Source organism: Streptomyces sp. NPDC023573 (assembly GCF_055559735.1).
The window spans coordinates 773,651-799,841 of the sequence record NZ_JBVHKB010000001.1 but is presented as its reverse complement, the minus strand read 5'-3'; the positions used below and the strand labels follow the sequence as shown (position 1 = coordinate 799,841).

Sequence of the window (26,191 nt, the reverse complement as noted above, 5' to 3'; positions counted from 1 at the left end):
TCAAGAGGTCAGGTGGTGACGCTGTGTGCGCCACGAGTGGCCTCGCGGTGACCGTTCGTCGGCGCGCGAGCGTCCGGATGGTGACATCTGAGCGCGGGTCCAGGCGTGATTCTCGCCACCCCTGAGGGGCGCTTGGCTCAGATGAGCGCTTTTTTGGTTGCTGTACTTCTCAAATGACGGCACTGGGTGCCAGGTGAGTTTACTTTGATCGATCAAAGCATCCCTCACCCTGCGTCATCGATGCGCACCATGTCGTGTACTCATCGTGGTGATGCCTCCAAGAGGTGAACGCGCCTCCTCCCTGTTGTGTACCGGCGCGTTACTTTCGATCTGCTGGCGGACGGGTGGTTGAGCCCTCATGACGCGCAAGTGGCCGTACCCAGACACCTTCGATCTGGGTATGTTCCTCGCCGTCAGGGCAGCCACCGCGTCCTCGAGGAGTCGAGACCCGTGTCGGAACACAAAGATCCCCAGAAGTTCGTCTACGACTTCACCGAGGGCAACAAGGATCTGAAAGATCTTCTCGGCGGCAAGGGTGCCAACCTCGCCGAGATGACCAATCTCGGGCTGCCCGTCCCTCCGGGCTTCACCATCACCACCGAGGCCTGCAAGGTCTACCTCGACAGCGGTGACGAGCCGGCCGAGCTGCGCGACGAGGTCAGCGCGCACCTCGAAGCGCTCGAGAAGCGGATGGGCAAGAACCTCGGCCAGGCCGACGACCCGCTGCTGGTCTCCGTCCGCTCGGGCGCGAAGTTCTCGATGCCCGGCATGATGGACACGGTCCTCAACATCGGTCTCTCCGACGCCTCGGTCGTGGGTCTCGCCGCCCAGGCCGGCGACGAGCGCTTCGCCTGGGACTCGTACCGCCGCCTCATCCAGATGTTCGGCAAGACCGTGCTCGGGGTCGACGGCGATCTCTTCGAGGAGGCGCTGGAGGCCGCCAAGGAGGCCAAGGGCGTCACCGTCGACGTGGACCTGGACGCCGCCGACCTCAAGAAGCTGGTCAAGGAGTTCAAGAAGATCGTCACCCGGGACGCGGGGCGCGACTTCCCGCAGGACCCCCGCGACCAGATGGACCTGGCCATAAAGGCGGTCTTCGACTCGTGGAACACCGACCGGGCCAAGCTCTACCGCCGCCAGGAGCGCATCCCCGGCGACCTCGGCACGGCCGTCAACATCTGCTCGATGGTCTTCGGCAACCTCGGCCCCGACTCCGGTACGGGCGTCGCCTTCACCCGTGACCCGGCCAGCGGCCACCAGGGCGTCTACGGCGACTACCTCCAGAACGCGCAGGGCGAGGACGTCGTCGCGGGCATCCGCAACACGGTGGCGCTCGCCGAGCTGGAGTCCATCGACAAGACGTCGTACGACCAGCTGATGAAGATCATGGAGACGCTGGAGACCCACTACAAGGATCTCTGCGACATCGAGTTCACGATCGAGCGCGGCCAGCTCTGGATGCTCCAGACCCGGGTCGGCAAGCGCACCGCCGGTGCCGCCTTCCGCATCGCCACCCAGCTCGTCGACCAGGGCCTCATCGACGAGGCCGAGGCGCTGCAGCGGGTCAACGGCGCCCAGCTCGCGCAGCTGATGTTCCCCCGCTTCGACGACGCGGCCACCACCGTCCTGCTCGGGCGCGGGATCGCCGCTTCGCCGGGCGCTGCCGTCGGCAAGGCCGTCTTCGACTCCTACACCGCGGTCAAGTGGTCGCGGTCGGGCGAGAAGGTCATCCTGATCCGCCGGGAGACCAACCCCGACGACCTCGACGGCATGATCGCCGCCGAGGGCATCCTGACCTCGCGCGGCGGCAAGACCTCCCACGCCGCCGTCGTCGCCCGCGGCATGGGCAAGACCTGTGTCTGCGGCGCCGAGGAGATCGAGGTCGACACCAAGCGCCGCCGGCTCACGGTCGGGGACACCGTCGTGGAGGAGGGCGACCTCGTCTCCGTGGACGGTTCCACCGGCAAGGTGTACCTCGGCGAGGTACCGGTCGTACCCTCCCCGGTCGTCGAGTACTTCGAGGGCCGCATGCACGCGGGCGCCGACGACGCCGACGAGCTCGTCGCCGCCGTGCACCGGATCATGGCGTACGCCGACCGGGTGCGCCGGCTGCGGGTACGGGCGAACGCGGACAACGCCGAGGACGCCTCGCGGGCGCGCCGCTTCGGCGCCCAGGGCATCGGGCTGTGCCGCACCGAGCACATGTTCCTCGGTGAGCGCCGCGAGATGGTCGAGAAGCTGATCCTCGCGGACACCGACGACGAGCGCGAGGCCGCGCTGGCGGCGCTGCTGCCGCTCCAGAAGGCCGACTTCATCGAGCTGTTCGAGTCGATGGACGGGCTGCCCGTCACCGTACGGCTGCTCGACCCGCCGCTGCACGAGTTCCTGCCCGACATCACGGAGCTCTCCGTGCGGGTCGCCCTCGCCGAGTCCCGCAAGGACGCCAACGAGAACGACCTGCGCCTCCTGCAGGCCGTGCACAAGCTGCACGAGCAGAACCCGATGCTGGGTCTGCGCGGTGTCCGTCTCGGCCTGGTCATCCCGGGGCTGTTCGCGATGCAGGTCCGGGCGATCGCCGAGGCGGCGGCGGAGCGCAAGAACGCCAAGGGCGACCCGCGCGCCGAGATCATGATCCCGCTCGTCGGCACGGTCCAGGAGCTGGAGATCGTCCGCGAGGAGGCCGACGGCGTCATCGCCGAGGTCGAGGCGGCCACCGGCACACAGCTGAGGCTGAGCATCGGCACGATGATCGAGCTGCCCCGTGCCGCGTTGACCGCCGGTCAGATCGCCGAGGCCGCCGAGTTCTTCTCCTTCGGCACGAACGACCTCACCCAGACGGTGTGGGGCTTCTCCCGTGACGACGTGGAGGCCTCGTTCTTCACCGCGTACCTGGAGAAGGGCATCTTCGGGGTGTCGCCGTTCGAGACGATCGACAAGGACGGGGTGGGCTCCCTCGTGCGCAGCGCCGTGGAAGCGGGCCGGGCCACCCGCCCGGACCTCAAGCTCGGCATCTGCGGTGAGCACGGCGGGGACCCGGAGTCGGTGCACTTCTTCCACGAGGTGGGCCTGGACTACGTCTCCTGCTCGCCGTTCCGCATTCCGGTCGCCCGGCTGGAAGCGGGCCGGGCGGCGGCCGAATCGCGGGGCAGCGACAGCCGCTGAGACCCGGCGGCCGACGACCGCCACGACTCCGGACACCCGTCGGCGGACCATCGCGGACCCTCACCGGTCCCCCGGCGGGAACCGGATTTCCCGGAAGCGGCGGCACCCTGTGCGGGGGTGCCGCCGCTTCGTCATCGGGACGCGGAACCGATGAACACCGAGCCAATTCGCGGCGAACCGATTGAACGCCGCATCAATTGAAATTCGAACCATTCAAGGCGGCCGGCTTTTCACCGTTCGGTGCGCAAACCAGGGGTGTACGGACCGGGTGCGGCCCGGGGATCCCCACCCCCGGGCCGCACCCGCTTACCCCTGCCGGGTACGGAGCCGCACCGTCGCTCACCGCCGCCGAACAGGTGAAGCCCCCCACGGCCCTCACCCGCTCTTTCGGTGACGCCGGATGCGCACCCGACGTCGTACAGCCTTTCGGTCGGCGGGGATACGGGCGAGACATTTCAACTGTGGCCGAAACCCCGTGGTGACCTCCTGTGACGCCGCGCATACGCTTCGGTGGGGGCAATTGCGGGTGCAACAGGTGGGGGATCGGTGCTGCGTATCCATGTGTCCGGGGTGGACCTTTCGCGTGTGCGGATGGCCACGAGGCCGGACGCGATGTGGGAGACCGTTCTCAGCTTTCACCGGCTGAGAGACCGGCGGGGTTCCACGGTCTTCGGGAAATGGCGGAAGGAATCCCGTACCCGGTTGAATGGTGAAGCGCGTCTGCTGTCCGCGGTCGTCCCGCCGCGAGGCTATTTCCCCGACTTCCTGACGCCTGCCGGGGCAGGCGCCGAGCCATTCGGGCTCGACGCCGGGATGGAGGCCCTGCGCGACACCCCCGCGGACCGCGTCCGGGAGGAGATCGGACTGCTGGCGGGGAACGCCCCCCGCGCGCGACGGCCCCCGGGCGGCGCCCTGGCGGAGGCGCTCGCCGAGGGGCGTACGGAGCCGCTGGGGCGGCTCATCTCCACGCTGCGCGCCTATCACCGCGCCGCGGTCGAGCCGTACTGGCCGCACATCCGGGCGAGCGTCGAGGCCGACCGCGCCGTCCGGGGCCGCGCGCTGCTGGACGGCGGCGCGGACGAGCTCCTGGCCACCCTGCCGCCGATGATCCGCTGGCGGGCCCCCGTGCTGGAGGCGGACTACCCGGTCGACCGGGAACTGCGCCTCGACGGGCGGGGCCTGCTCCTCCAGCCGTCGTACTTCTGCCGTGGTACCCCCGTCGTCTACCGCGACCCGTGCCTCCCGCCGGTCCTCGTCTACCCGGTCACCCACCCCGGCGCCCCGTCCTACGCCGAACCCGGCCCGTGGCTCGGCCGGCTCGTGGGCCACACCCGCTCGGCGGTCCTGCGGTCCATAGGCAACGGCTGCACGACGAGTGAACTGGCCCGCAGGACCGGGGTGTCCCTGGCCTCGGCGAGCCAGCACGCCTGTGTGCTGCGCGAGGCCGGCCTGGTCCGCACCCTGCGCCACGGCAGCTCGGTCCTGCACACCCTCACCCCGCTGGGCTCCGCCCTGCTCAGGGGTGGAGCCCCGCTCGCCGTGCCCTGACCGGTCAGCGGGGCCCGTCCTCCTGGAGGGCCTTCGGCGTGGCCAGGCCTTCATTCCCCGCGGGCAGCTGCCCTCGCCGGGAGCGATGAGTTCTGGGCACCGCCGTCGTCCACCTCTCGTAAGCGCTCGTACGGAGCGCGCGGCAGCACCAGGGTGCCGGACGGAAGAGTGGAACACATCATGACCCAGCCTCAGATGATCTTCGTGAACCTGTCGGTCAAGGACCTCGAGACGTCGAAGAACTTCTTCTCGAAGCTCGGCTTCGGATTCAACCCGCAGTTCAGCGACGAGACGACGGCGTGTCTGGTCATCAGCGACACGATCTTCTCGATGCTCATCAGTGAGCCGCGTTTCAAGGAGTTCACCAAGAAGGAGATCGCCGACGCGTCGAGAACGACCGAGGTCCTCCTCGCCCTGAGCGCGGAGAGCCGCGAGAAGGTCGACGAGATGGCCGACGCCGCGCTCGCCAACGGCGGGTCGCCCGCCAACGACCCCATGGACGAGGGCTTCATGTACGGCCGTTCGTTCCAGGACCCCGACGGCCACATCTGGGAGGTCATGTGGATGTCCCCCGAGGCGGTGGCCAACGGCGGCCAGGCCTGAAGGCGGTGCGGGGCGGCGGCGGTGTCGCAGCCGCCCCGGGAGCCCGTTCAGCCGCGGAACGGCCCCGTGACCTCGTAGGTGATACCGCCGGACGAGCTCCCGCTGGTGCCGCGCTGCGAGGAGAAGTAGAGCCGCCGGCCGTCCGGTGAGAAGGCCGGACCGGTGATCTCCGAACCCGACTGGCCGCTGATCCGCAGGAACGGGGCGACGGTGTCGTCCGGGGTGATCAGGCAGATCTCCATGTTCCCGCCGTCCTCCGCGACGTACAGGTCACCGGAGGCGGCACGGGTGACGTTGTCGACGCCGGTCAGCGGGGCGCCGCCGCCCGTGACGAGCGAGTCGTCGTAGGCGAGCGAGAGGGACGAGGTGTTCGCGTCGTACGCCCACACCCGGTTGTCGCCCTTGGTGGTGAACCAGCAGGTGCCCGCCGCGTAGAAGCAGCCCTCGCCGCCGTTGAACACCTTGGCGCCGGAGACCTGGTAGCGAGTCTGGGTGGGCGATCCGTCCGGATCGGGAACGGTCGTCCAGGTCACCGGGCCGGAGGTGCCGGTGCCCGCCACCAGCACCTGGAGCGTGCCGGACGAGAGGTTGCCCCAGGTGGCGGGGCGGAAGCGGTAGAAGCGGCCGTCCGTCTCGTCCTCGGTCAGATAGACGTAGCCGTGGTCGGGGTCCGCGGCCGCGGCCTCGTGCTTGAACCGGCCCATCGCGGGGCGCTGCACCGCGGCGTTCACCCCCCACGGGTCGGTCTCGTACACGAAGCCGCGGGTGACCTCCTCGCAGGAGAGCCAGGTGTTCCAGGGGGTCCGTCCGCCCGCGCAGTTGGTGTTCGTGCCGGACAGGATCCGGTAGGCCGAGGTGACGGTCCCCGAGGAGTCGAAGCGCACCGCGCTCGCCCCGCCGCCGCTGCTCGCGGACACCTCCGCGTTGGAGACGTAGATCCAGCCGCTGCCGTCGGTGAAGGTGGCACCGCCGTCGGGGGCCCTGTGCCAGGTGTACGAGGTGCCGGGGACGGTCTGCCCCGAGCGGGCGATGATCCTGCTCGTGAAGCCGCTCGGCAGCAGGATGCCGTTGCTGTTCGCCGCCTGCAGCGCACCGTAGGGGCCCGCGGCCGGCTGGGCCGGATCCGCGAAGGCGGCACCCCGCCACAGGGTGCCGCCGAAAGCCGCCGCCGAGCTGCCGATCACCGCTGTGCGCAAGAAGGTCCGACGTTCCACGATCACTCCACGGGTGACGTGCGGGCCCACCGGACCGGGCGGCCCGGCGGGTCGAACGTCAGGACTGTAGAGGCGCGTAGTTGACGGTGCGTCAACAGCTGATGAACGGAGCGCAGTCAGTCCCCCCGGACCGGGAAGACCGGCACGGTGACGTCGTCGTCGTCCAGGCAGGCGCCCGTCTCCAGGTCGAAGCGCTGCTTCAGCAGCGGAGACGCGACGAACGGCCGCCCGCCCGCGGAGCCGACCAGGCCGCGGGAGAGGACGTACGCACCGGTGAACGGGTCGCGGTTGTCGATCGCGTACGCCCGGCCCGCGCGGTCCACGAACAGCGCGACCTGCCGGCCGTCCGGGAGGAGGGCCGCCACGCCCCGCCCCGGGGTCAGCAGCGCGCGGTCGCAGACCGTCAGCCAGCCGTCCCCGTCCGCGAGCTGGATCGTCCGGGTGTCCTGCGCCGTTTCCATCGCCTGGGTCGTCATCAGGAGGGAGTCCCTTCGAGAGTACGGATGGCAAGCACGGGGCCCGCGAGGATGTCCAGGTCGGGCTTGACCTGGTCGCGCTCCGGGACGAACCTGACCGAGGGGTCGGGTGCGTCGGGGGCGTTGACGAAGGTGACGAAGCGCCGCAGCCGCTCCGGGTCGTTGATGGTCTCGGCCCACTCGTCGCGGTAGCCGCGGACGTGGTCGGCCATCAGTCGCTCCAGCTCGTCGCAGAGGCCGAGCGAGTCGTGGACGACGACGTCGCGCACGTGGTCCAGGCCGCCCTCGATGCGGTCCAGCCAGGTCGAGGTGCGCTCCAGGCGGTCCGCCGTGCGGATGTAGAACATCAGGAACCGGTCGATGAGGCGCACCAGTTCGGCGTCCGAGAGGTCCTGGGCGAGCAGGTCGGCGTGGCGCGGGGTCGCGCCGCCGTTGCCGCCCACATAGAGGTTCCAGCCCTGCGCGGTGGCGATGATCCCGAAGTCCTTGCCCCGGGCCTCCGCGCACTCGCGGGCGCAGCCCGAGACCGCCGACTTCAGCTTGTGCGGCGAGCGCAGGCCCCGGTAGCGCAGCTCCAGGTCGATCGCCATCTTCACCGAGTCCTGCACGCCGTAGCGGCACCAGGTCTGCCCCACGCAGGACTTGACCGTGCGCAGCGACTTCCCGTACGCGTGCCCGGACTCGAAGCCCGCGTCCACCAGGCGCGTCCAGATCAGCGGCAGCTGGTCGACGCGGGCGCCGAACAGGTCGATCCGCTGGCCGCCGGTGATCTTCGTGTAGAGGCCGAAGTCCCGGGCCACCTCCCCGATCACGATCAGCTTCTCCGGGGTGATCTCACCGCCCGGGATACGCGGCACGATCGAGTAGGAGCCGTTGCGCTGGAGGTTGGCGAGGAAGTGGTCGTTGGTGTCCTGGAGGGCCGCCTGCTCGCCGTCCAGGACGTAGCCGCTCGCACCGACCGTCGGGGCGAGCGAGGCGATGATCGAGCCGACGGTGGGCTTGCAGACCTCGCAGCCGTCCCCGCCGCGGGCCGCGTCGCGGCCGTGCGAGTCGAGGAGGCCGGCGTACGTGGTGACACCGAGGGTGCGGACGATCTCGTACAGCTCGCTGCGGGTGTACGCGAAGCAGCCGCACAGTCCCTGGTCCTCGGGCTGCGGCAGCAGCTGGCCGATGACCTTGACGCAACTTCCGCAGCCCGTGCCGGCCTTGGTGCACTTCTTCACCTCGGGCAGCGTGGTGTGCTCGCAGATCGCGCCCTTCGTGACGTTGTGGCAGGAGCAGATCACGGCCTCGTCGGGCAGCGAGGACGGGCCGAGGGTGACCGGGCCGCCCGCACCGGCCGGCAGCACCAGCTGCTCCGGGGCGACGGGCAGGACCGTGCCGGTCATCGGCCGCAGCGTGCCGTACTGGTCGGCGTCACCGACCAGGACACCGCCGAGGAGCGTGCCGTCCTGGCCGATCACCAGCTTCTTGTAGACACCCGAGCGGGAGTCCGCGTAGACGACGTCGAGGCAGCCCTCGGCCGCGCCGTGCGCGTCACCGAAGGAGGCGACGTCCACGCCGAGGAGCTTCAGCTTCGTCGAGAGGTCGGCGCCGGTGAAGGAGGCCGCGTTGCCCGCGATCACCTCGGCGACCGCCAGCGCCATCTCGTAACCCGGCGCCACCAGCCCGTAGACCCGGCCGTCCGAGGCCAGCGCGCACTCGCCGATCGCGAAGACGGCGCTGTCCGAGGTGCGGCACTCCTCGTCGACGACGATGCCGCCGCGCGGGCCGACCGCCAGTCCGCAGTCGCGGGCCAGCTGGTCCCGGGGGCGTACACCGGCGGAGAAGACCACGAGGTCGGTCTCCAGCGAGGAGCCGTCCGACAGGGACATGCCGTCGACCCGGCCGTCCTCGCCCGAGGTGACCTCCTGGGTGCCGACACCCGTGTGGACGGAGAGGCCCATGTTCTCGATGGTGCGCAGCAGGGCCGCGCCGCCGCCGTCGTCGACCTGGACCGGCATCAGCCGGGGGGCGAACTCCACGACGTGCGTGTCGAGTCCGAGCCCCTTCAGCGCGCCCGCGGCCTCCAGGCCGAGGAGCCCGCCGCCGACGACCGCGCCTGTCTTCGCGGTCTTCGCGTACTCCTCGATCGCGAGGAGGTCCTCGATGGTGCGGTAGACGAAACAGCCCTCGGCGTCCTTGCCGGGGACGGGCGGGACGAAGGGGTACGAGCCGGTGGCCAGTACCAGCGTGTCGTAGGAGAAGGTCTCCCCGGAGCGCGCGGTGACGGTGCGCGCCTCACGGTCGACGCTCTCGGCCGGGTCACCGACGCGCAGTTCGATGCCGTGGCGCGCCATGAAGTCCGGCTCGACGAGTGAGAGGTCCTCCGGGGTCTTCCCGGAGAAGTACGAGGTGAGCTGCACCCGGTCGTACGCGGGTCGGGGCTCCTCGCAGAGGACGACGACCCTGGCGGTGCCCGCGGCGGCGGTCAGGCCGCGGTCGGCGAGCGCTTCCAGGAACCGCTGCCCGACCATGCCGTGCCCGACGACCACGATCGTCGGCACGCCTGCGGTGGGGGCGGTCGGGGGAGTGGACACCGGCATCAGAAGCCTCCGTCGTTGGTGAGCAGGTGGAGCAGGGACATGTCGGCGGGGAGGGCGTCGTCGTCCTGCCAGGTCCGGGCGAGGGTGCCGACCGCGGCGAGATCGCCGAACAGCACCCCGCCCGCCAGCCGGTCGCCCCGGACGACGACCGTGCGGTAGGCGCCCCGGGTGGCGTCGGCCAGCCGGATCACGTCGTCGCCGGGCATCGGGCGGGAGTCGCCGAAGGCGGCCAGATCGAGCCCGCCGGCGGCCCCGGCGGTGACGGGGGCCGCGGCGGGGGAGCGCAGGGTGAGCCTGGTCAGGGCCCTGGTGCCCCCGTAGCGGGCGGGACGGCCCGCCAGCACCTCGGCCAGGACGTCGGCCTGTTCGAGCGCGGCACCCGCCAGCCCGTAGACCGTCCCGGCGTGTTCGGCGCAGTCGCCCACGGCATGGATGTACGGGTCCGAGGTGCGCAGCTCGTCGTCGACGACGATGCCCTTGCGGACCTCCAGACCGGCCGCCTGCGCCAGACCCGCCCGGGGGCGGACGCCGCAGGCCAGCACCGTGATCTCGGCCTCCAGCTCGTAGCCGTCGGCCATCTCCACGGCGCGCACCGCCGGGGTCTCCCCGTCGGTGCAGCGCAGTCCCCGCACCCGGCACTCGGTGTGCACCTCGACGCCGAGGGCCTCCAGGTGGCGGCGCAGCATCCCGGCCGCCTCGGCGTCCAGCTGCCGCTCCATGAGGTGCTCGCCCTGCTGGGCCAGCACCACCTGGGCGCCGCACTCGGCGAGAGCGCGGGCGGCCGACACCCCGAGGAGCCCGCCGCCGATGACGACGGCGCGCACGCCGGGGCGTACCGCGGCACGCAGGGCCAGGCAGTCGTCGAGCGTGCGGAACGGGTGCACCCCGTCGGGCAGCGTGTGGCCGAGGCCCCGCAGCGGCGGCAGCACCGGGTTGGAACCGGTGGCCAGCACCAGGCGCTCGTACCCGACGACACCGCCGTCGTCGCAGTGCACCAGCCGCTCCGCCCGGTCGATCCGCACGACCCGCACCCCGCGCCGCACCTCGGCGGGCGGCAGCGCGATGACGTCCGGCTCGTACCTGCCGGCGAGCACCTCGGCCAGCAGCACCCTGTTGTACGGTGCGTGCGCCTCCTCGCCGATGACGGTGACACCGGGGACCCGGGCGGCGAGCCGCGCGCCCGCCATCCCGGCGCCGATCACCACCACCCGTGCCGCGTTCTCCGTCTGTGTCCTCATGCCCATGAGAGTGCGCGGCGGGTGTTACCCGACCGCATCCCTCCTGTTTCCCGGGAGGAACCTTGCGCTCAGCACGCACGGAGGCCCTCTGTGAGGGCCGGGCGACTGGTTGGCCTGGACACCTATAAGGTCGCGGACGTGCCCGAGATAACGCTGACCACCCTCGTCCTGCTCTGCCTGGCCGCCGCCGTGGCCGGCTGGATCGACGCGGTGGTGGGCGGCGGCGGGCTGCTCCTCCTGCCCGCACTGCTGCTGGGCCTCCCGCACGTCCCCGCCGCACACGTGCTCGGCACCAACAAGGCCGTCGCCATCGTCGGCACCTCGGGCGCCGCCGTGACCTACGTACGCAAGGCGCCGGTGCGGGTGGGCACCGCCGTGCGGATCGGGCTCATGGCGCTCGTGGGATCGATGACGGGTGCCTTCTTCGCCGCGGGCATCAGCAGCGACGTCCTGCGTCCGGTGATCATGGTGGTGCTGCTCGCGGTCGCGGCCTTCGTGATGCTGCGCCCGTCCTTCGGCACGGCGGCGGCCGGCGACACGGGGAAGAAGGTCACCAGGGCCCGTACCGTCACCGCGATCGTGCTGGTGGGCGGAGGCATCGGTTTCTACGACGGGCTCTTCGGGCCGGGCACGGGCACCTTCCTGGTGCTGGCGCTGACCGCGGTGCTCCACCTCGACCTGGTCACCGCCTCCGCGACCGCCAAGATCGTGAACGTCTGCACCAACGGCGGGGCGCTGGCGATGTTCGCCTACCAGGGCACCGTCCTGTGGCAGCTGGCCGCGCTGATGGCCGTATTCAATCTGGCCGGCGGGATGCTCGGGGCGCGGATGGCGCTCAGGAAGGGCAGCGACTTCGTCCGCGGGGTGCTGCTGGTCGTGGTGTTCTCGCTGGTCGCCAAGCTGGGCTTCGACCAGTGGACGGCCTGAGGCGAACGGTCCGGCGGCGGGCGGCGCCGGACCGGGCGCACGGCCCGGTCAGCGCACCTCGGTGAGGTGGGCGTACGCCACCACGTTGCCCTGGTAGCCCGTCTCGCGGGTGAAGTCGCCGCCGCAGGTGATCAGCCGCAGGGAGGCGTGCGGAGTGGCGCCGTAGACGCGTTTGTCGGGGAACTCGTCGTTCTCGTACACCTCGACCGCGTCGACCGAGAAGACCGCGGTGCTGCCGTCCCCGCGGTCGATCTCGACCCCGGCCCCCTTCTTCAGGGACCCCAGGCCGTAGAACACGGACGGCCCCTCGGCGTTGTCGACATGACCGGCCACTATCGCGGTGCCCTTGGCGCCGGGTGGTGTGCCGCCCTCGAACCAGCCCGCGAGATTGCGGTTCCCGGCCGGCGGTGCGTCGAGGCTGCCGTCCGCGGTCAGCCCGAGCCCCGTCATGGGCGCGTCCACACCGATGCCGGGGATGCGGATCCTGACAGGCTCGGAGGGGCGCAGCGGGTCGGCGACCCGGGTGCCGGGGCGCACCTCGGGGCCCGCCGCGAAGGCCTCGGCGGTGGCAGGCTGGGGGGCGGCGGTCCGGATGGCCGCGCCGTTGTGGACCAGCCATATGCCGCACAGTGCGGCGACGCCCGCCAGCCAGGCCCTCGCTCTCAGTGCCGTCCTGTCCACGTCCCGTCCTTCGCCGGTCGTCCTGGGTGCCGGGTGCCGCGCTCGGTGACGCGGGCCGTCCTCAGTGACGCGGACCGTCGGCGCGGCGGCGGCGCACGAGCAGGAGACCGCTGACGGCCGCCGCCCCGACGAGGCCGGCGCCGGCGGCGAGCTGGGCGGTGTCGGGGGCGGCGCTGCCGCCGACACCCGTCCCGACGTGGCCGGAGGGCCGGCTGGGGCTGGGCGTGGCCGTGGGCCTGTGCCCCGGCGGCACGGGCGGCTTCCCGGATCCGGGGTCGGTCGTGTGCGGGGGTTCGGGCCGGTTTCCCGTTCCGGGTGCTGTCCCCGTGTCGGTCCCGGGCCGCTGGAGCGTTCCGGCCTCGGCCCCGGTCCCTGTGCCGGCCTCGTCCTCCCCCTCGCCCTCACCCTCCGTCTCCGGCCAGGAGGCCCCCGGAACCGCTGCCGGATCCTCGGCCGTCTCCAGACCCGCGAGCGGATCCGGACCGTCGGCCGGTCCCGGGTCCCCCGCCTCCAGGTCTTCGAGCGCCCCCGGTTCGTCGGCCGCCCCGCCGTTCTCGCAGAAGGCGGCCGCGTCCACGCCGGCCGATCCCTCCTCGGCCGCGCACTCCGCCGGGCCCGGCGCGGCCGTCGCCGCGGTGAGCTCCGGTCTGCCGAGGCCGGCCGCGTGCGCGGACGGGACGGCGAGGCCGAGCGCGGCGGCGGTGAGGGCCGCGGCGGCGGTACCGGTCACGAGGCGGGCAGGGCTGCGCATGGGAATCCTCCGGGCAGACGGATGTGTCCTGCCTCCGAGGTAAGGGGCCCCGGCCCCTGCCCGCATGCTGACGCGGGGTCAGCTTTCACCCGTACGGACCCGGGCACGCGCCCGCCCGGCCGGCCCCGCGCAGGTCGCGGCGGTGAGTTCGAGGATCGCCCGGTCCGGTGCCGATCGGGTGACCCGCCTCCAGGAGGAGGTGTGACGCAGATCACACGAATGGGTCTCCCTCGGCCGGGCACACGGTCTCTACCCCCCCCACGGGACGGCAGCCCCTCGCCGGCCCCACGGCAACCGCCCTCACCGGCCCACCCCCCCCCCGGGACCGGTGAGGGTGGTGTCATTCTCGGTGACGTTCCCCCTCGGCTCAGCTTCCCCGAGGGCCGGTCCTGTCCGTCGCGGACCACTCGATGTCCGGCGGGCGCACGCGGGCGCACCGCGGCTGTCCCTTGCCGTCGGTCAGGCGCAGCCGCGCGGTGAGGTGTCCCGTCCGTGACGCCGCCTCCAGGACCTCCGTGCCGATGTCGCTCATCATCAGCTTGGCGCGGCGGAACATCGTGAAGAGGCCGGAGTCGTCCACGGTGCCCCAGGACAGATAGACGAAGCGCCCCCCGAGCCGGTCCTGGACGTACGGCCCCGACACCTCGACCCCCTCCGCGGTGGATACGGCGGTGCAGTCCAGGGTCCAGGAAGCGCGGGCCGCGTCGCCCGGGTGCAGGCCGAGCAGTTCGCCGGGCCGGTCCTTGCGCTGCACGCCGACGTGGATGTTGTCGAAACCGGCGAAGTCGGTGTCGGGGCCGCAGGTGCGGCCCGGGAGTTCCGATGCTTCGATATGGATCTGCATGGCCCCATGCTCCCGCATGCCGGGATGGTCAGACGGCCTCGCGAGGGGCGGTCTCGTACACCCGGCCGAGCAGGGTCATCAGGTCCTCGTCGACGGCGAAGGGCGTGTCGTCGATCCGGTGGACCGGCGCGATGCCCAGCGAGTTGGTGACGAACGCCGCCCGGTACGCGTCCAGCCCGTCCAGCGTCACTCCACGCCGTACCGAGGGCCGGTCCGTCCGTGCGAGTCCGCTCTCCAGCAGTGTCATCGTGATGCCGGTCAGCGCCGGGGCGTCCGGCCAGACGACCGAGGCGCCGTCCCAGAAGCCGATGTTGGTGATCGATCCCTCGGTGACCATGCCGCCCGGTGAGGTCAGCAGTGCCTCGTCGAATCCCGCCCGACGGGCCTGCTGCCCGTAGTAGACCTGGCAGAACTCGCCGGGGCGCTTGATGTGCGGCAGGGAGCGCGCGAACGGGACCGACATCAGGCTGCGCGGCGTACGGTCCTCCGGGACCGGCCCCCGCACCGTCACCATGGACACCGGCGCCGTGCTCCCCGGTGGCATGAAGCCGTGGACCCGGACCGACGCGTCGTATCTCCTGGCACCGTCGAGCGCGTGCCCGATCAGTTCGCGCACGCGCTCCGCGGCGAGCGGGAATCCGAACAGCTCGCGGTTCGCGGAGTCCAGCCGGTCCAGATGCAGCGCGAGACCTCGTACGGTGCGGTCCCTGACCTGCATCGCGGTGAAGTGGCCGTAGCTCGCGAACGCAGGGATGCGCAGGTCGTCCCCGGTGGCGGGGCGACCGTCGAACTCGGCGTAGAGGTCCGGTGCGAAGATCGTCATGACCTCCAGCGTAGGTGTCCGCCCCGGCGCTTGACCTCAATCATGATTGAGGTGTGAGTCTGTGGTGCATGGACCTCACCACAGCTTTTCCCGCCCCGTCCGACGCCCCGCTGAAGGTCGCCGTCATCCTCGGCAGCAACCGCGAGGGCCGCTTCGGGCCCGTCGTCGCCGAATGGTTCCTGGCGCGGGCCGCCGGCCACCCGGACGTCGAGACCGAGCTGATCGATGTCGCCGGGACCGAACCGCCTGCCGCCGGGGCCGCCGCCGCCGAAGTGGCCCCCCGGCTGGCACACGCCGACGCCTTCGTCGTACTGACCCCCGAGTACAACCACTCCTACCCGGCCCCGCTGAAGAACCTCATCGACCGGCACTTCACCGAATGGCAGGCCAAGCCGGTCGCCTTCGTGTCGTACGGCGGGATCTCCGGCGGCCTGCGGGCCGTCGAACACCTCCGCCAGGTCTTCGCCGAACTGCACGCCGTCTCCGTCCGCGACACGGTCTCCTTCCACAACGCGGGCGCGCTCTTCGACGACCGGGGCGTACACAGGGACCCGGACCAGGTAGGCGGGGCGGCCAAGAAGATGCTCGACCAGCTGGTCTGGTGGGGCCGCGCCCTGCGCGAGGCCAGGATCCGGCACCCGTACGCCGGCTGAGCCCGCGAGCGCCGACAATCGGGGGGACGGACGCCGAGAACGAGGAGACCCCGGGATGACCGAGCCCGCATGGCTGACCGTACTGACCACGACGGACAGCGAGGAGAAGGCTCAGGCGCTGGCCCGGGGCGCGGTGGACGCGCGGCTCGCCGCCTGCGCCCAGATCTCGGCGCCCGTCACCTCCGTCTACCGGTGGCAGGGAGCCGTCGAGACCGCCGAGGAATGGCAGGTGCTGTTCAAGACGACGGCCGTGCGCTACGACGAGCTGGAGGCCCACCTCGTCGTGGCCCACGGCTATGAGACACCCGAGATCATCGCGACACCCGTCGTGCGTGGCAGCGACCGCTACCTCGCCTGGGTGGCCGCGGAGACGGCGCCCGACGCGACGCTGTGACGGCCGCCCGGCCGCCCGGCCGCCCTTGGTCCGGCGGGTCCGGCGCTGTGAGACCCGGCTCCAGGGGGCAGGGTGCGGCGGGTCAGGCTTCGCCGGGTCCGGGTCCGGGTCCGTGGGCCCCGTCTCCGTCGAGCCCGTGCGTGCCCGGGGCTGCCTCGCCGACGCGGCCGTCGCCCGCTCCCTGCGCGCCGGCGGCACACTCGTACCGGGCGGTGACCGGCTCAGCCGGCCGCCTCCACCCGCACGGCGCACACCTTGAACTCCGGCATGCGTGACACCGGGTCCAGCGCCGGGTTCGTCAGGGAGTTGGCCCGGCCCGCGCCCGGCCAGTGGAACGGCATGAACACGGTGTCCTGCCGGATCCCCACGGTGATCCGCGCCGGTGCCACCGCCCGCCCCCGCCGAGAGGTGACCGCGACGTCCTCGCCCTCGACCACCCCGATCCGCTCGGCGAGCCGGGGATGCAGCTCGACGAACGGCCCGGGGGCGGCTGCGTTCAGCTCGGGCACCCGGCGGGTCTGCGCCCCCGACTGGTACTGGGACACGACCCGCCCGGTGGTCAGCACCACCGGGTACTCCGCGTCCGTCTCCTCCGCGGCTGCCCGGTGCGTGACGGGCACGAACCGGGCCCGCCCGTCGTCCGTGGCGAACCGCTCCAGGAACAGCCTCGGCGTCCCGGCGTGCTCCTCGTCCGGGCAGGGCCAGAACACCCCGTCCTCCGCCGCGATCCGGGCGTAGGTGATGCCCGCGTAGTCGGCCGGACCACCCGCCGAGGCCCTCCGCAGCTCGTCGAAGACCTCCTCCGGGTCAGCCGGAAAGCCCTTCCCGTGCCCCAGGAGGCCGGCCAGCGCGTTCAGCACCTCCAGGTCGCTGCGCACCCCCACCGGCGGGGTGACCGCGCGCTGCCGCAGCAGCACCCGGCCCTCCAGGCTGGTCGTCGTCCCGCTCTCCTCAGCCCACTGCGTCACCGGCAGCACCACATCGGCGAGCGCCGCCGTCTCCGACAGCACCACATCCGCGACCGCCAGGAAGTCGAGCGACTTCAACCGCTCCTCGATGTGCCCCGCGTGCGGCGCCGACACGACCGGGTTGGAACCCATGACCAGCAGCGAGCGCACATCCCGCCCCAGCGCGTCCAGCAGCTCGTACGCACTGCGCCCCGGCCCCGGCAGGGAATCGGGGTCGACGCCCCAGACCCCGGCCACATGGCGCCGCGCGGCCGGATCGGTGAGCTTGCGGTAGCCGGGCAGCTGGTCGGCCTTCTGGCCGTGTTCCCGGCCGCCCTGTCCGTTGCCCTGGCCGGTCAGGCAGCCGTACCCGGACAGTGGACGGCCCGCCCGGCCGGTGGCCAGACAGAAGTTGATCCACGCGCCGACCGTGTCCGTTCCCTTCGACTGCTGCTCGGGACCCCGTGCGGTGAGCACCATCCCGCTCTCCGCCCCGCAGAACATCTCCACGGCCTCGCGCAGCTGCGGCACCGGCACCCCGGTGAGGCGCTCCACCAGCTCCGGCCAGTGCGCCATCGCACCCGCCCTGGCCTCGTCCCAGCCGCTCGTCCGGGCACGGACGAACTCCTCGTCCACCCGCCCGTCCGCCACGACCATATGCAGCATGCCCAGCGCGAGGGCGAGGTCGGTGCCCGGCCGGGGCGCCAGGTGCAGATCCGCCTGCTCGGCGGTCCTGGTCCGGCGCGGGTCGATGACGATCAGCCGGCCGCCGTTCTCCCGCAGCTCGGTGAGATAGCGCAGCGCGGGCGGCATCGTCTCCGCGAGATTCGAGCCGACCAGGATCACGCACCCGGTCCGGGGGATGTCCTCCAGCGGGAACGGCAGTCCCCGGTCGAGGCCGAAGGCACGCTGGTGCGCTGCGGCCGCCGAGGACATGCAGAAGCGGCCGTTGTAATCGATCTGCGAGGTGCCGAGCACCACCCGGGCGAACTTTCCGAGGGCGTACGCCTTCTCGTTCGTCAGCCCGCCGCCGCCGAAGACACCCACGGCGTCCGCGCCGTGTTCCGCACGCGTCCCGCGCAGCCCGTCCGCGATCCTCTCCAGCGCCTCTTCCCAGCTCGCCGGCGCCAGCTCACCGCCCACATCGCGCACGAGGGGACCCGTCAGCCGCACCCCGGCGGCGAGTACGGCGGGGGCCGTGCGCCCCTTGCCGCACAGGGCTCCCCGGTTGACGGGGAATTCCGTACGCTCCACGACCTCGACCACCCCTCCGTCGGTGACCGGTCGAAGCTTCATCCCGCACTGGAGCGCGCAGTACGGGCAGTGGGTGGACGTCTCGGTGCGGGCCATGCCCCCAGCGTGCGAGGCGGGTATTACGAGTGCCGGTGCGTCCGGTTACGCCCCCGGTACGCACACCTCAGCCCGCCCCGCCCGCCGCCGTGAGGTCACCGGCGAGCGCCTCCGCCATGCCCGGCTCCCGTGGGCCCAGGAAGTGCGGGTCCGGCTCGAAGACCACGTCCAGGAGCGCCTTGCCCGCCGCGAACACCTCCCGCGCCCCGCCGTAGTACCAGGTGACGTCGTGTACGTCGTCGGCCCCCACCCCGTACGCGTCGATCCCCGCCGAGCGGCACAGGGCGATCGCGCGGCGTATGTGGAAGCCCTGGCTCACCAGGACGGCCCGGTCGACCCCGAATATCTTCTTGGCCCGGACGCAGGAGTCCCAGGTGTCGAAGCCCGCGTAGTCGCTGACGATCCGGCCGTCCGGCACCCCGCGCTCCCTGAGATACGTGCGCATGGCATCCGGTTCGTCGTACTCCACGCGGCTGTTGTCCCCGGTGACCAGCAGGGCCCGGACCTTGCCCGTCCTGAACAGCTCGGCGGCGGTGTCCAGCCGGTGCGCGAGATACGGCGACGGCCGGCCCTCCCACAGCCCGGCCCCGAAGACCACGGCGACCTCCCGCGCCGGGGCGTCCGCCGCCGTCCGCACCCGGGCGTCGGCCGTGGTGTGCAGCCACGCCGCAGGCACCAGCGCCACCGTGCAGACGACCATGACCGCCTGCACCAGCCGCCGCTGCCCCCGCCGCGTCCGCGGCAGCCGCGGCCGCGCGGCGAGCCTCCTCAGCACCGCGCGCCCCACATGGCGGAGCCCTCCCGGTGTCCACAGCCGCATGCCCGCGCCCCCCGCGCTCGTACCGGATCTCTCAGGAAGGAACGAAATCCCTCAGGAAAGGGACGAACGACGGGGGCGAAAGGTTCGCGGCCGATCCGAATTCACCCGCCGGTGTGAACGCCCACTGACACCCGGTCCCCCCACCCTGTGAGGCAGAGGCAAACACCCGTCACCGGTGCGAAACGGCCCGGCAACGTCAGCCCGGCACCATCGGTCCATGACGGAGACGGCACCGGAACACCCTCGTGAGTCCCTGCCCCTCGACAGCACGGCGCAACTCCTGACCCGTATCACCGCCCAGCTCGGAACCCAGCTCAGCCTCGTCTCCCCGAACGGAACCCGCAGGCCCATGCACCGCATCCGGAGATCCGCACCCACCCTGGTCGCCGTCGCGCACGGCAGCCGGGACCCGCAGGCCCTGAGCACCGTCCTGGAGCTCCTGGACCGGGTACGGGAGCTGCGGCCCGCCCTCGACGTCCGGCTCGGTCACATCGAGCTGAACGAACCCCTGCTGCCGGACACACTGGACGGCATCGGGCGCGGGGACGCCGTGCTCGTGCCCCTGCTGCTCGGCCGCGGCCACCACGTCCGGCACGACCTGCCCGTCGCCGCGGCGGCCGCGGGTCACCTCCGGACCCGGGTGGCAGCCCCGCTCGGGCCGCATCCGCTGCTCGTCGAGGCCCTGTACGAGCGACTGGCCGAGGCCGGCTGGCGTGACGAGGACGGCACGAGCCGCGACGCCGCCGTCGTGCTCGCCGCCGCCGGGTCGCGCGACCCCGATTCGGACGTCGACGCGCGCCGCACCGCCGCCATGCTCAGCGACCGCCTCGGCGGAGTTCCCGTCGTGCCCGCCTACGCCTCGGCAGCCACCCCCGACGTGCCCACCGCCCTGCGCGCACTCGCCGCCCGTGGCCGCCACCGGGTGGCCCTCGCCTCGTACTTCACGGCCCCCGGCCGCTTCGCGACCGTCTCGGCCGCCGCCGCCCCTGGCATCGCCGCCGCCCCGCTCGGGGCGCACCCCGCCATGGCACGCCTCCTGCTGCACCGCTACGACCAGGCCCTGACCCGCACCGCCCCCGCGCACGGCCCCCTGGCCCACCCGCACCTCCTCGCCAGCGCCTGACCCGCCCTGTCAGCCCGTCCGTCTAATCTCGGGAACATGGACGGTACGCACGACCCCAGGGACACGCCCTACGGCACCGCTGACACCGAGCGCTGGGACACCGAACCCGACAAACGGCCCGGGCGTACGGCCTTCCAGCGCGACCGTGCCCGCGTGCTCCACTCCGCCGCCCTGCGCAGGCTCGCCGGCAAGACCCAGGTCGTCACTCCGGGCACCCGCGGCCTGTCCTGGGACGCCAGCCCCCGCACCCGGCTCACCCACTCCCTGGAGTGCGCCCAGGTCGGCCGGGAGCTCGGCGCCGCGCTCGGCTGCGATCCCGACCTCGTCGAGGCGGCCTGTCTCTCCCACGACATGGGCCACCCGCCCTTCGGGCACAACGGCGAGCAGGCCCTCAACGACTTCGCGTCGGACTGCGGCGGCTTCGAGGGCAACGCGCAGTCGCTGCGTCTGCTGACCCGCCTCGAACCCAAGCGCTTCGTCCGCGATCCCCGCAGCGGCGAACTCGTCAGCGTCGGGCTCAATCTGACCCGCGCCGCCCTGGACGCCGCCACGAAGTACCCGTGGCCCCGGGGCGCACACCCCACCGACCCCGACTCGCCGAAATTCGGGGTGTACGAGGACGACCTGCCCGTCTTCGCCTGGGTCCGCGAGGGCGCGCCCCAGGACGGCACCTGCTTCGAGGCCCAGGTCATGGACTGGTCCGACGACGTCGCCTACTCGGTGCACGACTTCGAGGACGGACTGCACGCCGGACACATCGACCCCGGCTGCCTCTTCTCCGATCCGGAGCGCGCGGAGATCTGGGGCGTCGCCATCGGACGGTACGTCCCGGCGGGCACCGACCCCCAGGAGCTCGCCGACGCCCTCGACCGGCTCACCGCCCAGGAGTGGTGGCCGCACGGCTACGACGGCACGGCGGTCGCCCAGGCCCGGCTGAAGGACGCGACGAGCCAGCTCATCGGCAGATTCTGTCTCGCCGCCGAGGCCGCGACCCATTCCGCGTACGGGCCCGGCCGGCTCGGCAGGTACGGCGCCCAGCTGATCGTCCCGCGCGAGGTGCGCAACGAGTGCGCCGTACTCAAAGCCGTCGCGGACCGTTACGTCATGCAGCGCGCCGAGCAGGAGGTCATCCGCGCCGATCAGCGGATCGTCATCGCCGAGCTCGCCGCCGAGCTCACCGCTCGCGCGCCCGAGGGACTCGAACCGCAGTTCCGTGCCCTGTACGCGGCGGCCGCCGACGACCGGGCCCGCAAGAGGGTCCTCGTCGACCAGATCGCCGCGCTGACGGACGCCTCCGCACGATCCCTCCACGGAAGTCTCACGGGTGTTGGGCAGACTGGACCATGACCGGGCCACATGCCGGCGGCGGTGACCTGATCGGGGTACACCCTCTTTCGCCATCACGCTGCGTGCGGGACGCTCGCAGGTGGCGGCGCCGCGCAGCACAGTACCGAGGAGGCATCAAGTGGTCGACGCACATCGGACGTTCGTCATCATCGGCGGAGGGCTCGCCGGAGCGAAGGCGGCCGAGACACTCCGGGCGGAGGGCTTCAGCGGCCGGGTGATCCTCATCGGCGACGAGCGCGACCACCCGTACGAGCGGCCTCCCCTGTCCAAGGGGTACCTGCTGGGCAAGGACGAGCGGGACTCCGTGTTCGTCCACAGGACCGCCTGGTACGCGGGAGCCGACATCGAGCTCCACCTCGGCCAGGTGGTCACCTCCATCGACCGGGCCGGCCGCTCCGTGCAGCTCGGCGACAACACGGTCGTCCGCTACGACAAGCTGCTGCTCGCCACCGGCGCGGAGCCCCGCCGTCTCGACATCCCGGGCACCGGCCTCGTCGGCGTCCACCACCTGCGCCGTCTCGCCCACTCCGACCGGCTGCGCAACGTCCTCGCCGCCCTCGGCCGCGACAACGGCCACCTGGTGATCGCCGGAGCGGGCTGGATCGGCCTGGAGGTAGCCGCGGCGGCCCGCGGCTACGGCGCGGAGGTGACCGTCGTCGCTGCCTCGCCGACCCCGCTGCACCACGTCGTCGGGCCGGAGGTCGGTCAGATCTTCACCGATCTGCACGCCGAGCACGGCGTCCGCTTCCACTTCGGCGCCCGCCTCACCGAGATCACCGGACAGGACGGCCTGGTCCTCGCGGCCCGCACCGACGACGGCGAGGAGCACCCCGCCCACGACGTGCTCGCCGCGATCGGCGCGGCCCCGCGCACCTCGCTCGCCGAGGCGGCGGGGCTCGACATGGCGGGCCGGGCCGAGGGCGGCGGTGTCGTCGTCGACGCCTCCCTGCGCACCTCCGACCCGCACATCTACGCCGCCGGGGACATCGCGTCCGTCGACCATCCGCTCTTCGGCGGCCGGCTCCGCGTGGAGCACTGGGCGAACGCCCTGAACAGCGGACCGGCCGCCGCGAAGGCCATGCTCGGCCAGGACGTGGCGTACGACCGGGTGCCGTACTTCTTCTCCGACCAGTACGACCTCGGCCTGGAGTACTCCGGCTGGGCCCCGCCCGGCTCGTACGACCAGGTCGTCATCAGGGGCGACGCCGGCAAGCGCGAGTTCATCGCCTTCTGGCTGAAGGACCGCCGGGTCCTCGCCGGGATGAACGTCAATGTGTGGGACGTCACCGAAAGCATCCAGAAGCTGATCAAGGCCGCCAGGCCGGTCGATCCGGACACCCTGGGCGACCCCTCGGTGCCCCTGGAATCCCTGCTCTGACCGGTGACCCGGACATCCGGGACGGGCCGGCGACCGGGGGATACGCCCCCGCTGCCGCCGGTCCCGGACGTCCGGCCCCACCCGTAGACTTCACGCGTGGCAGGCAGGATCAATGACGACGACGTGAAGGCGGTCCGGGACGCGGTCCCGATCGACGCCGTCGTGTCCGAGTACCTTCAGCTGCGCAACGCGGGCGGCGGAAACCTCAAGGGTCTCTGCCCCTTCCACGACGAGAAGTCCCCCTCCTTCCAGGTGAGTCCGGGCAAGGGCCTGTTCCACTGCTTCGGCTGCCAGGAGGGCGGCGACACGATCGCCTTCGTGATGAAGATCGATCACCTCACCTTCTCCGAGACGGTCGAACGCCTCGCCGGCCAGGCGGGCATCACCCTGAGGTACGAGGAGGGTGGCTACAACCCCTCCCACCAGCGCGGCGAGCGCATCCGCCTGGTCGAGGCCCACAAGATCGCCGCGGACTTCTACCGCGAGCAGCTGAACGGCCCGGAGGCGGAGATCGGCCGCGCGTTCCTCGCCTCGCGCGGCTTCGACCAGGACGCGGCGGCCCACTTCGGCGTCGGCTACAGCCCGGCGGGCTGGGACCACCTCACCCGCTATCTGCGCGGCAAGGGCTTCAGCGACAAGGAGCTCATCAGCTCCGGCCTCTCCCAGGACGGCCGCCGCGGCCCCATCGACCGCTTCCGCGGCCGGCTGATGTGGCCGATCAGCGACACCTCGGGCGACATCGTCGGCTTCGGCGCCCGCAAGCTCCGCGACGACGACAACGGCCCGAAGTACCTCAACACCCCCGAGACCTCGATCTACAAGAAGTCCCAGGTGCTGTACGGCATCGACCTGGCCAAGAAGGACATCGCCAAGGCGAGCCGCGCCGTCGTCGTCGAGGGCTACACCGACGTCATGGCCTGCCACCTCGCCGGGGTCACCACCGCCATCGCCACCTGCGGCACCTCGTTCGGCAACGACCACATCAAGATCCTCCGACGGCTCCTGATGGACAACGGCAGCGCCCGGGTCATCTTCACCTTCGACGGTGACGCGGCGGGCCAGAAGGCTGCCTTGCGCGCCTTCGAGGACGACCAGAAGTTCGCCGCCGAGACGTACATCGCGATCGCCCCGGACAACATGGACCCGTGCGACCTGCGGCTCGCCAAGGGCGACGACGCCGTGCGGGACCTGGTCGAGCCCCGCACCCCGCTCTTCGAATTCGCGCTCCGCCAGATCGTCGGCCGGTACGACCTGGAGACCCCGGCCGGCCGGGCCGCCGCGCTCGACGAGGCGGGGCCCGTGGTCGCCCGCATCAAGAACAGCTCCTCGCAACACGAGGTCGCCGTCCAGCTGGCCGGCCTGCTGGGCATCCTGGACACCCAGTTCGTGGTCAAGCGCGTCGGGCAGCTCGCCCGCTGGGCCCGCGACCGGGGCGAGCGCGGACCCGCTCGGGGCGGGCCCTCCCGGGGCGGACCCCCGCAGCAGCAGACGCAGGCCCCGAAGGCACCGTCCGGCCCCGCGCTCAACCTCCGCAGCCCCGCGCACCGCACGGAGCGCGAGCTGCTCAAGCTCGCCCTGCAGAAGCCCGCCCTGGTCTCCCCGGCGTTCGACGCCTACGGGGTCGACGAATTCACCGCCCCGCCCTACGCCGCCGTGCGCCAGTGCATCGCGGACGCGGGCGGCGCGGAGCTGGGCGTCGCCGAGACACGTGAGTACCTGGTCCAGGTGCTCGACGCGACGCCCGACGACACGGTGCGCAAGCTCGTCACCGAGCTCGCGGTCGAGGTCTTCCACGGCAAGACCATCGACGAGTCGTACGCGGGCCAGCACCTGGTCAAGGTCCGCCTCCGCGCCGTCGACCGCAGGATCGACGACGTACAGAGCAGCCTCGCCCGCCTCGGCAGCAATGTCGCCCCCGACCATCTGGCCGCCGCGCAGAACGAGGTCTGGGTCCTCCAGCAGTACGCACAGTCGCTGCGGAGCCACGGCGCCGACGCCCTCTGAGCCGCATCAGCGACCCGTCACGCTCCGGACGCAAAAAGTCACCGCACGCCCCTCGTGGCGGCGATGTGTCGTACCCCACACTGGGTGACGGTTCCTGAATCGTCGGAGCGCGGCCGGTCCGCCCGGGGCGGACCTCCATCCCCGCGGTCCGCCAGCGATCACCTGGAGGTCGCCCCCGTGCAGACCCGGACCGTGCCGACCATGACCGAGCATGTCCCGGCGATCCCCGCGCAGAACCGGGTCACACGTCACCCGGAGACGGCGGGCACGCCCCAGCCGGTGCTGGAGGAACCGGTGGAGCCCCCGGAGGCACCGGAACCGCGCAGCCGCCCGGAACCGGGCGGCCCGACCTCCGACCTCTTCCGCCAGTACTTACGGGAGATCGGGCGGATACCGCTGCTCAGCGCCGCCGAGGAAGTGGACCTCGCCCGCCGTGTCGAGGCCGGCCTCTTCGCCGAGGAGCGGCTCGCCTCCACCCCGGACCCCGACTCCCGGCTCGCCTTCGACCTGGACCGGCTCGTGGTCCTGGGGCGGATGGCGAAGCGCCGCCTCATCGAGGCCAACCTCCGCCTCGTGGTCTCCGTGGCCAAGCGCTACGTGGGCCGGGGCCTGACCATGCTCGACCTGGTCCAGGAGGGGAACCTCGGACTGATCAGGGCGGTCGAGAAGTTCGACTACGCCCGGGGCTACAAATTCTCCACGTACGCGACGTGGTGGATCCGCCAGGCGATGTCCCGCGCGCTGGCCGACCAGGCCAGGACCATAAGAGTCCCCGTGCATGTCGTCGAACTGATCAACCGGGTCGTGCGCGTCCAGCGCCGTCTGCTCCAGGAGCGCGGCTACGAACCCACCGCCGAAGAAGTCGCGGCCCAGCTGGACCTGACGCCCGAACGGGTCGTCGAGGTCCGGCGCCTCGCCCAGGAACCCGTCTCCCTGCACGCCCCCGTCGGCGAGGAGGACGACGTCGCCTTCGGCGACCTCATCGAGGACGGGGACGCCGCCTCACCCGTGGAGACCGCCGCCTTCCTCCTGCTGCGCGAACACCTGGAGGCGGTGCTCTCCACCCTCGGGGAGCGGGAGAGGAAGGTCGTCCAGCTTCGCTACGGGCTCGACGACGGCAGGCCCCGCACGCTCGAGGAGATCGGAAGAATCTTCGGCGTGACACGCGAGCGCATCCGCCAGATCGAGTCCAAGACGCTCGACAAGCTGCGTGACCACGCCTTCGCCGACCAGCTCCGCGGCTACCTCGACTGAACCCCGGGCCGGCCCGCGCCCACCTGGACCGAGCCCGGCCGGGCCGCGCCCACCGGGCCCGGCCCGCCC

Annotated in this window: 21 protein-coding genes; 11 read left to right on the top strand and 10 right to left on the bottom strand. The window is 72.1% G+C overall.

From position 1 onward, the window contains the following. The first annotated feature begins 450 nt into the window (after positions 1–450). The 3 genes from ppdK to ACZ32T_RS03640 all read left to right on the top strand — a co-directional run bounded on the left by ppdK (position 451) and on the right by ACZ32T_RS03640 (position 5,313). Positions 451–3,162 carry a pyruvate, phosphate dikinase gene (gene ppdK / locus ACZ32T_RS03650; protein WP_467365169.1) on the top strand — a complete coding sequence of 904 codons (2,712 nt, stop codon included), beginning with the start codon at positions 451–453 and terminating at the stop codon, positions 3,160–3,162. Between the two features lie 546 nt (positions 3,163–3,708). Further along, positions 3,709–4,710 (top strand): ArsR/SmtB family transcription factor, encoded by a 1,002-nt coding sequence (locus ACZ32T_RS03645; RefSeq protein ID WP_467262562.1) that lies wholly within the window; start codon positions 3,709–3,711, stop codon positions 4,708–4,710. A gap of 180 nt (positions 4,711–4,890) precedes the next feature. Continuing rightward, positions 4,891–5,313: a VOC family protein gene (locus ACZ32T_RS03640; protein WP_467365166.1), complete on the top strand. Its 423-nt coding sequence runs from the start codon at positions 4,891–4,893 to the stop codon at positions 5,311–5,313. Positions 5,314–5,360: 47 nt separating this feature from the next. Here ACZ32T_RS03640 and ACZ32T_RS03635 read toward each other — a convergent pair whose 3' ends face one another. From ACZ32T_RS03635 to ACZ32T_RS03620, 4 genes are all read right to left on the bottom strand, one after another. Beyond that, entirely contained in the window at positions 5,361–6,527 is a 1,167-nt protein-coding gene (locus tag ACZ32T_RS03635) for an alkaline phosphatase PhoX (RefSeq protein WP_467262559.1), read from the bottom strand. Between the two features lie 116 nt (positions 6,528–6,643). Next, positions 6,644–7,003 carry a nitrite reductase small subunit NirD gene (nirD, locus tag ACZ32T_RS03630; protein WP_356707647.1) on the bottom strand — a complete coding sequence of 120 codons (360 nt, stop codon included), beginning with the start codon at positions 7,001–7,003 and terminating at the stop codon, positions 6,644–6,646. Next, entirely contained in the window at positions 7,003–9,588 is a 2,586-nt protein-coding gene (nirB, locus tag ACZ32T_RS03625) for a nitrite reductase large subunit NirB (protein ID WP_467262557.1), read from the bottom strand. The genes nirD and nirB overlap by 1 nt, the downstream gene beginning before the upstream one ends. Next, complete coding sequence (locus tag ACZ32T_RS03620) at positions 9,588–10,826, bottom strand: NAD(P)/FAD-dependent oxidoreductase (protein ID WP_467262555.1); 1,239 nt, start codon at positions 10,824–10,826, stop codon at positions 9,588–9,590. The genes nirB and ACZ32T_RS03620 overlap by 1 nt, the downstream gene beginning before the upstream one ends. Before the next feature lie 138 nt (positions 10,827–10,964). Between ACZ32T_RS03620 and ACZ32T_RS03615 the strand changes: the two genes are divergently transcribed. Then, a complete protein-coding gene (locus ACZ32T_RS03615; RefSeq protein WP_467262553.1) occupies positions 10,965–11,753 on the top strand; it encodes a sulfite exporter TauE/SafE family protein in 789 nt (262 codons plus the stop codon). 48 nt (positions 11,754–11,801) lie between these two features. Here ACZ32T_RS03615 and ACZ32T_RS03610 read toward each other — a convergent pair whose 3' ends face one another. The 4 genes from ACZ32T_RS03610 to ACZ32T_RS03595 form a co-directional block, all read right to left on the bottom strand. After that, a complete protein-coding gene (locus ACZ32T_RS03610) occupies positions 11,802–12,434 on the bottom strand; it encodes a class F sortase (protein ID WP_467262551.1) in 633 nt (210 codons plus the stop codon). Between the two features lie 61 nt (positions 12,435–12,495). Next, entirely contained in the window at positions 12,496–13,185 is a 690-nt protein-coding gene (locus ACZ32T_RS03605; protein WP_467365164.1) for a hypothetical protein, read from the bottom strand. Between the two features lie 367 nt (positions 13,186–13,552). Beyond that, positions 13,553–14,029 (bottom strand): DUF5990 family protein, encoded by a 477-nt coding sequence (locus ACZ32T_RS03600; protein WP_467365665.1) that lies wholly within the window; start codon positions 14,027–14,029, stop codon positions 13,553–13,555. Positions 14,030–14,057: 28 nt separating this feature from the next. Continuing rightward, positions 14,058–14,852 (bottom strand): aminotransferase class IV, encoded by a 795-nt coding sequence (locus ACZ32T_RS03595; RefSeq protein ID WP_467262547.1) that lies wholly within the window; start codon positions 14,850–14,852, stop codon positions 14,058–14,060. A gap of 68 nt (positions 14,853–14,920) precedes the next feature. On the opposite strand from ACZ32T_RS03595, the gene ACZ32T_RS03590 reads away from it, so the two are divergent. Together ACZ32T_RS03590 and cutA are read left to right on the top strand one after the other, a co-directional pair. Further along, on the top strand, positions 14,921–15,505 hold the full coding sequence (locus ACZ32T_RS03590; RefSeq protein ID WP_467365162.1) for an NADPH-dependent FMN reductase: 585 nt from the start codon (positions 14,921–14,923) through the stop codon (positions 15,503–15,505). 55 nt (positions 15,506–15,560) lie between these two features. Then, the gene (gene cutA / locus ACZ32T_RS03585) at positions 15,561–15,899 is read left to right on the top strand and encodes a divalent-cation tolerance protein CutA (RefSeq protein WP_467365160.1); all 339 of its coding nucleotides are present in this window, start codon (positions 15,561–15,563) and stop codon (positions 15,897–15,899) included. Positions 15,900–16,120: 221 nt separating this feature from the next. On the opposite strand, the gene ACZ32T_RS03580 is transcribed toward cutA, so the two are convergent. Both ACZ32T_RS03580 and ACZ32T_RS03575 read right to left on the bottom strand, forming a co-directional pair. After that, positions 16,121–18,196 (bottom strand): molybdopterin oxidoreductase family protein, encoded by a 2,076-nt coding sequence (locus ACZ32T_RS03580; protein WP_467262541.1) that lies wholly within the window; start codon positions 18,194–18,196, stop codon positions 16,121–16,123. Between the two features lie 67 nt (positions 18,197–18,263). Further along, positions 18,264–19,016 (bottom strand): SanA/YdcF family protein, encoded by a 753-nt coding sequence (locus ACZ32T_RS03575; RefSeq protein WP_467365158.1) that lies wholly within the window; start codon positions 19,014–19,016, stop codon positions 18,264–18,266. A gap of 217 nt (positions 19,017–19,233) precedes the next feature. On the opposite strand from ACZ32T_RS03575, the gene ACZ32T_RS03570 reads away from it, so the two are divergent. The 5 genes from ACZ32T_RS03570 (at position 19,234) to ACZ32T_RS03550 (ending at position 26,122) form a co-directional block, all read left to right on the top strand. Next, on the top strand, positions 19,234–20,139 hold the full coding sequence (locus ACZ32T_RS03570; protein ID WP_467262537.1) for a sirohydrochlorin chelatase: 906 nt from the start codon (positions 19,234–19,236) through the stop codon (positions 20,137–20,139). Between the two features lie 36 nt (positions 20,140–20,175). Then, the gene (locus ACZ32T_RS03565; RefSeq protein WP_467262535.1) at positions 20,176–21,486 is read left to right on the top strand and encodes a deoxyguanosinetriphosphate triphosphohydrolase; all 1,311 of its coding nucleotides are present in this window, start codon (positions 20,176–20,178) and stop codon (positions 21,484–21,486) included. Positions 21,487–21,604: 118 nt separating this feature from the next. Further along, positions 21,605–22,864, top strand: coding sequence for an NAD(P)/FAD-dependent oxidoreductase (locus ACZ32T_RS03560; RefSeq protein WP_467262533.1), 1,260 nt, complete (start codon positions 21,605–21,607; stop codon positions 22,862–22,864). Between the two features lie 96 nt (positions 22,865–22,960). Beyond that, positions 22,961–24,868: a DNA primase gene (gene dnaG / locus ACZ32T_RS03555; protein ID WP_467365156.1), complete on the top strand. Its 1,908-nt coding sequence runs from the start codon at positions 22,961–22,963 to the stop codon at positions 24,866–24,868. 177 nt (positions 24,869–25,045) lie between these two features. Further along, positions 25,046–26,122: an RNA polymerase sigma factor gene (locus ACZ32T_RS03550; RefSeq protein WP_467262530.1), complete on the top strand. Its 1,077-nt coding sequence runs from the start codon at positions 25,046–25,048 to the stop codon at positions 26,120–26,122. Positions 26,123–26,191 lie beyond the last annotated feature (69 nt).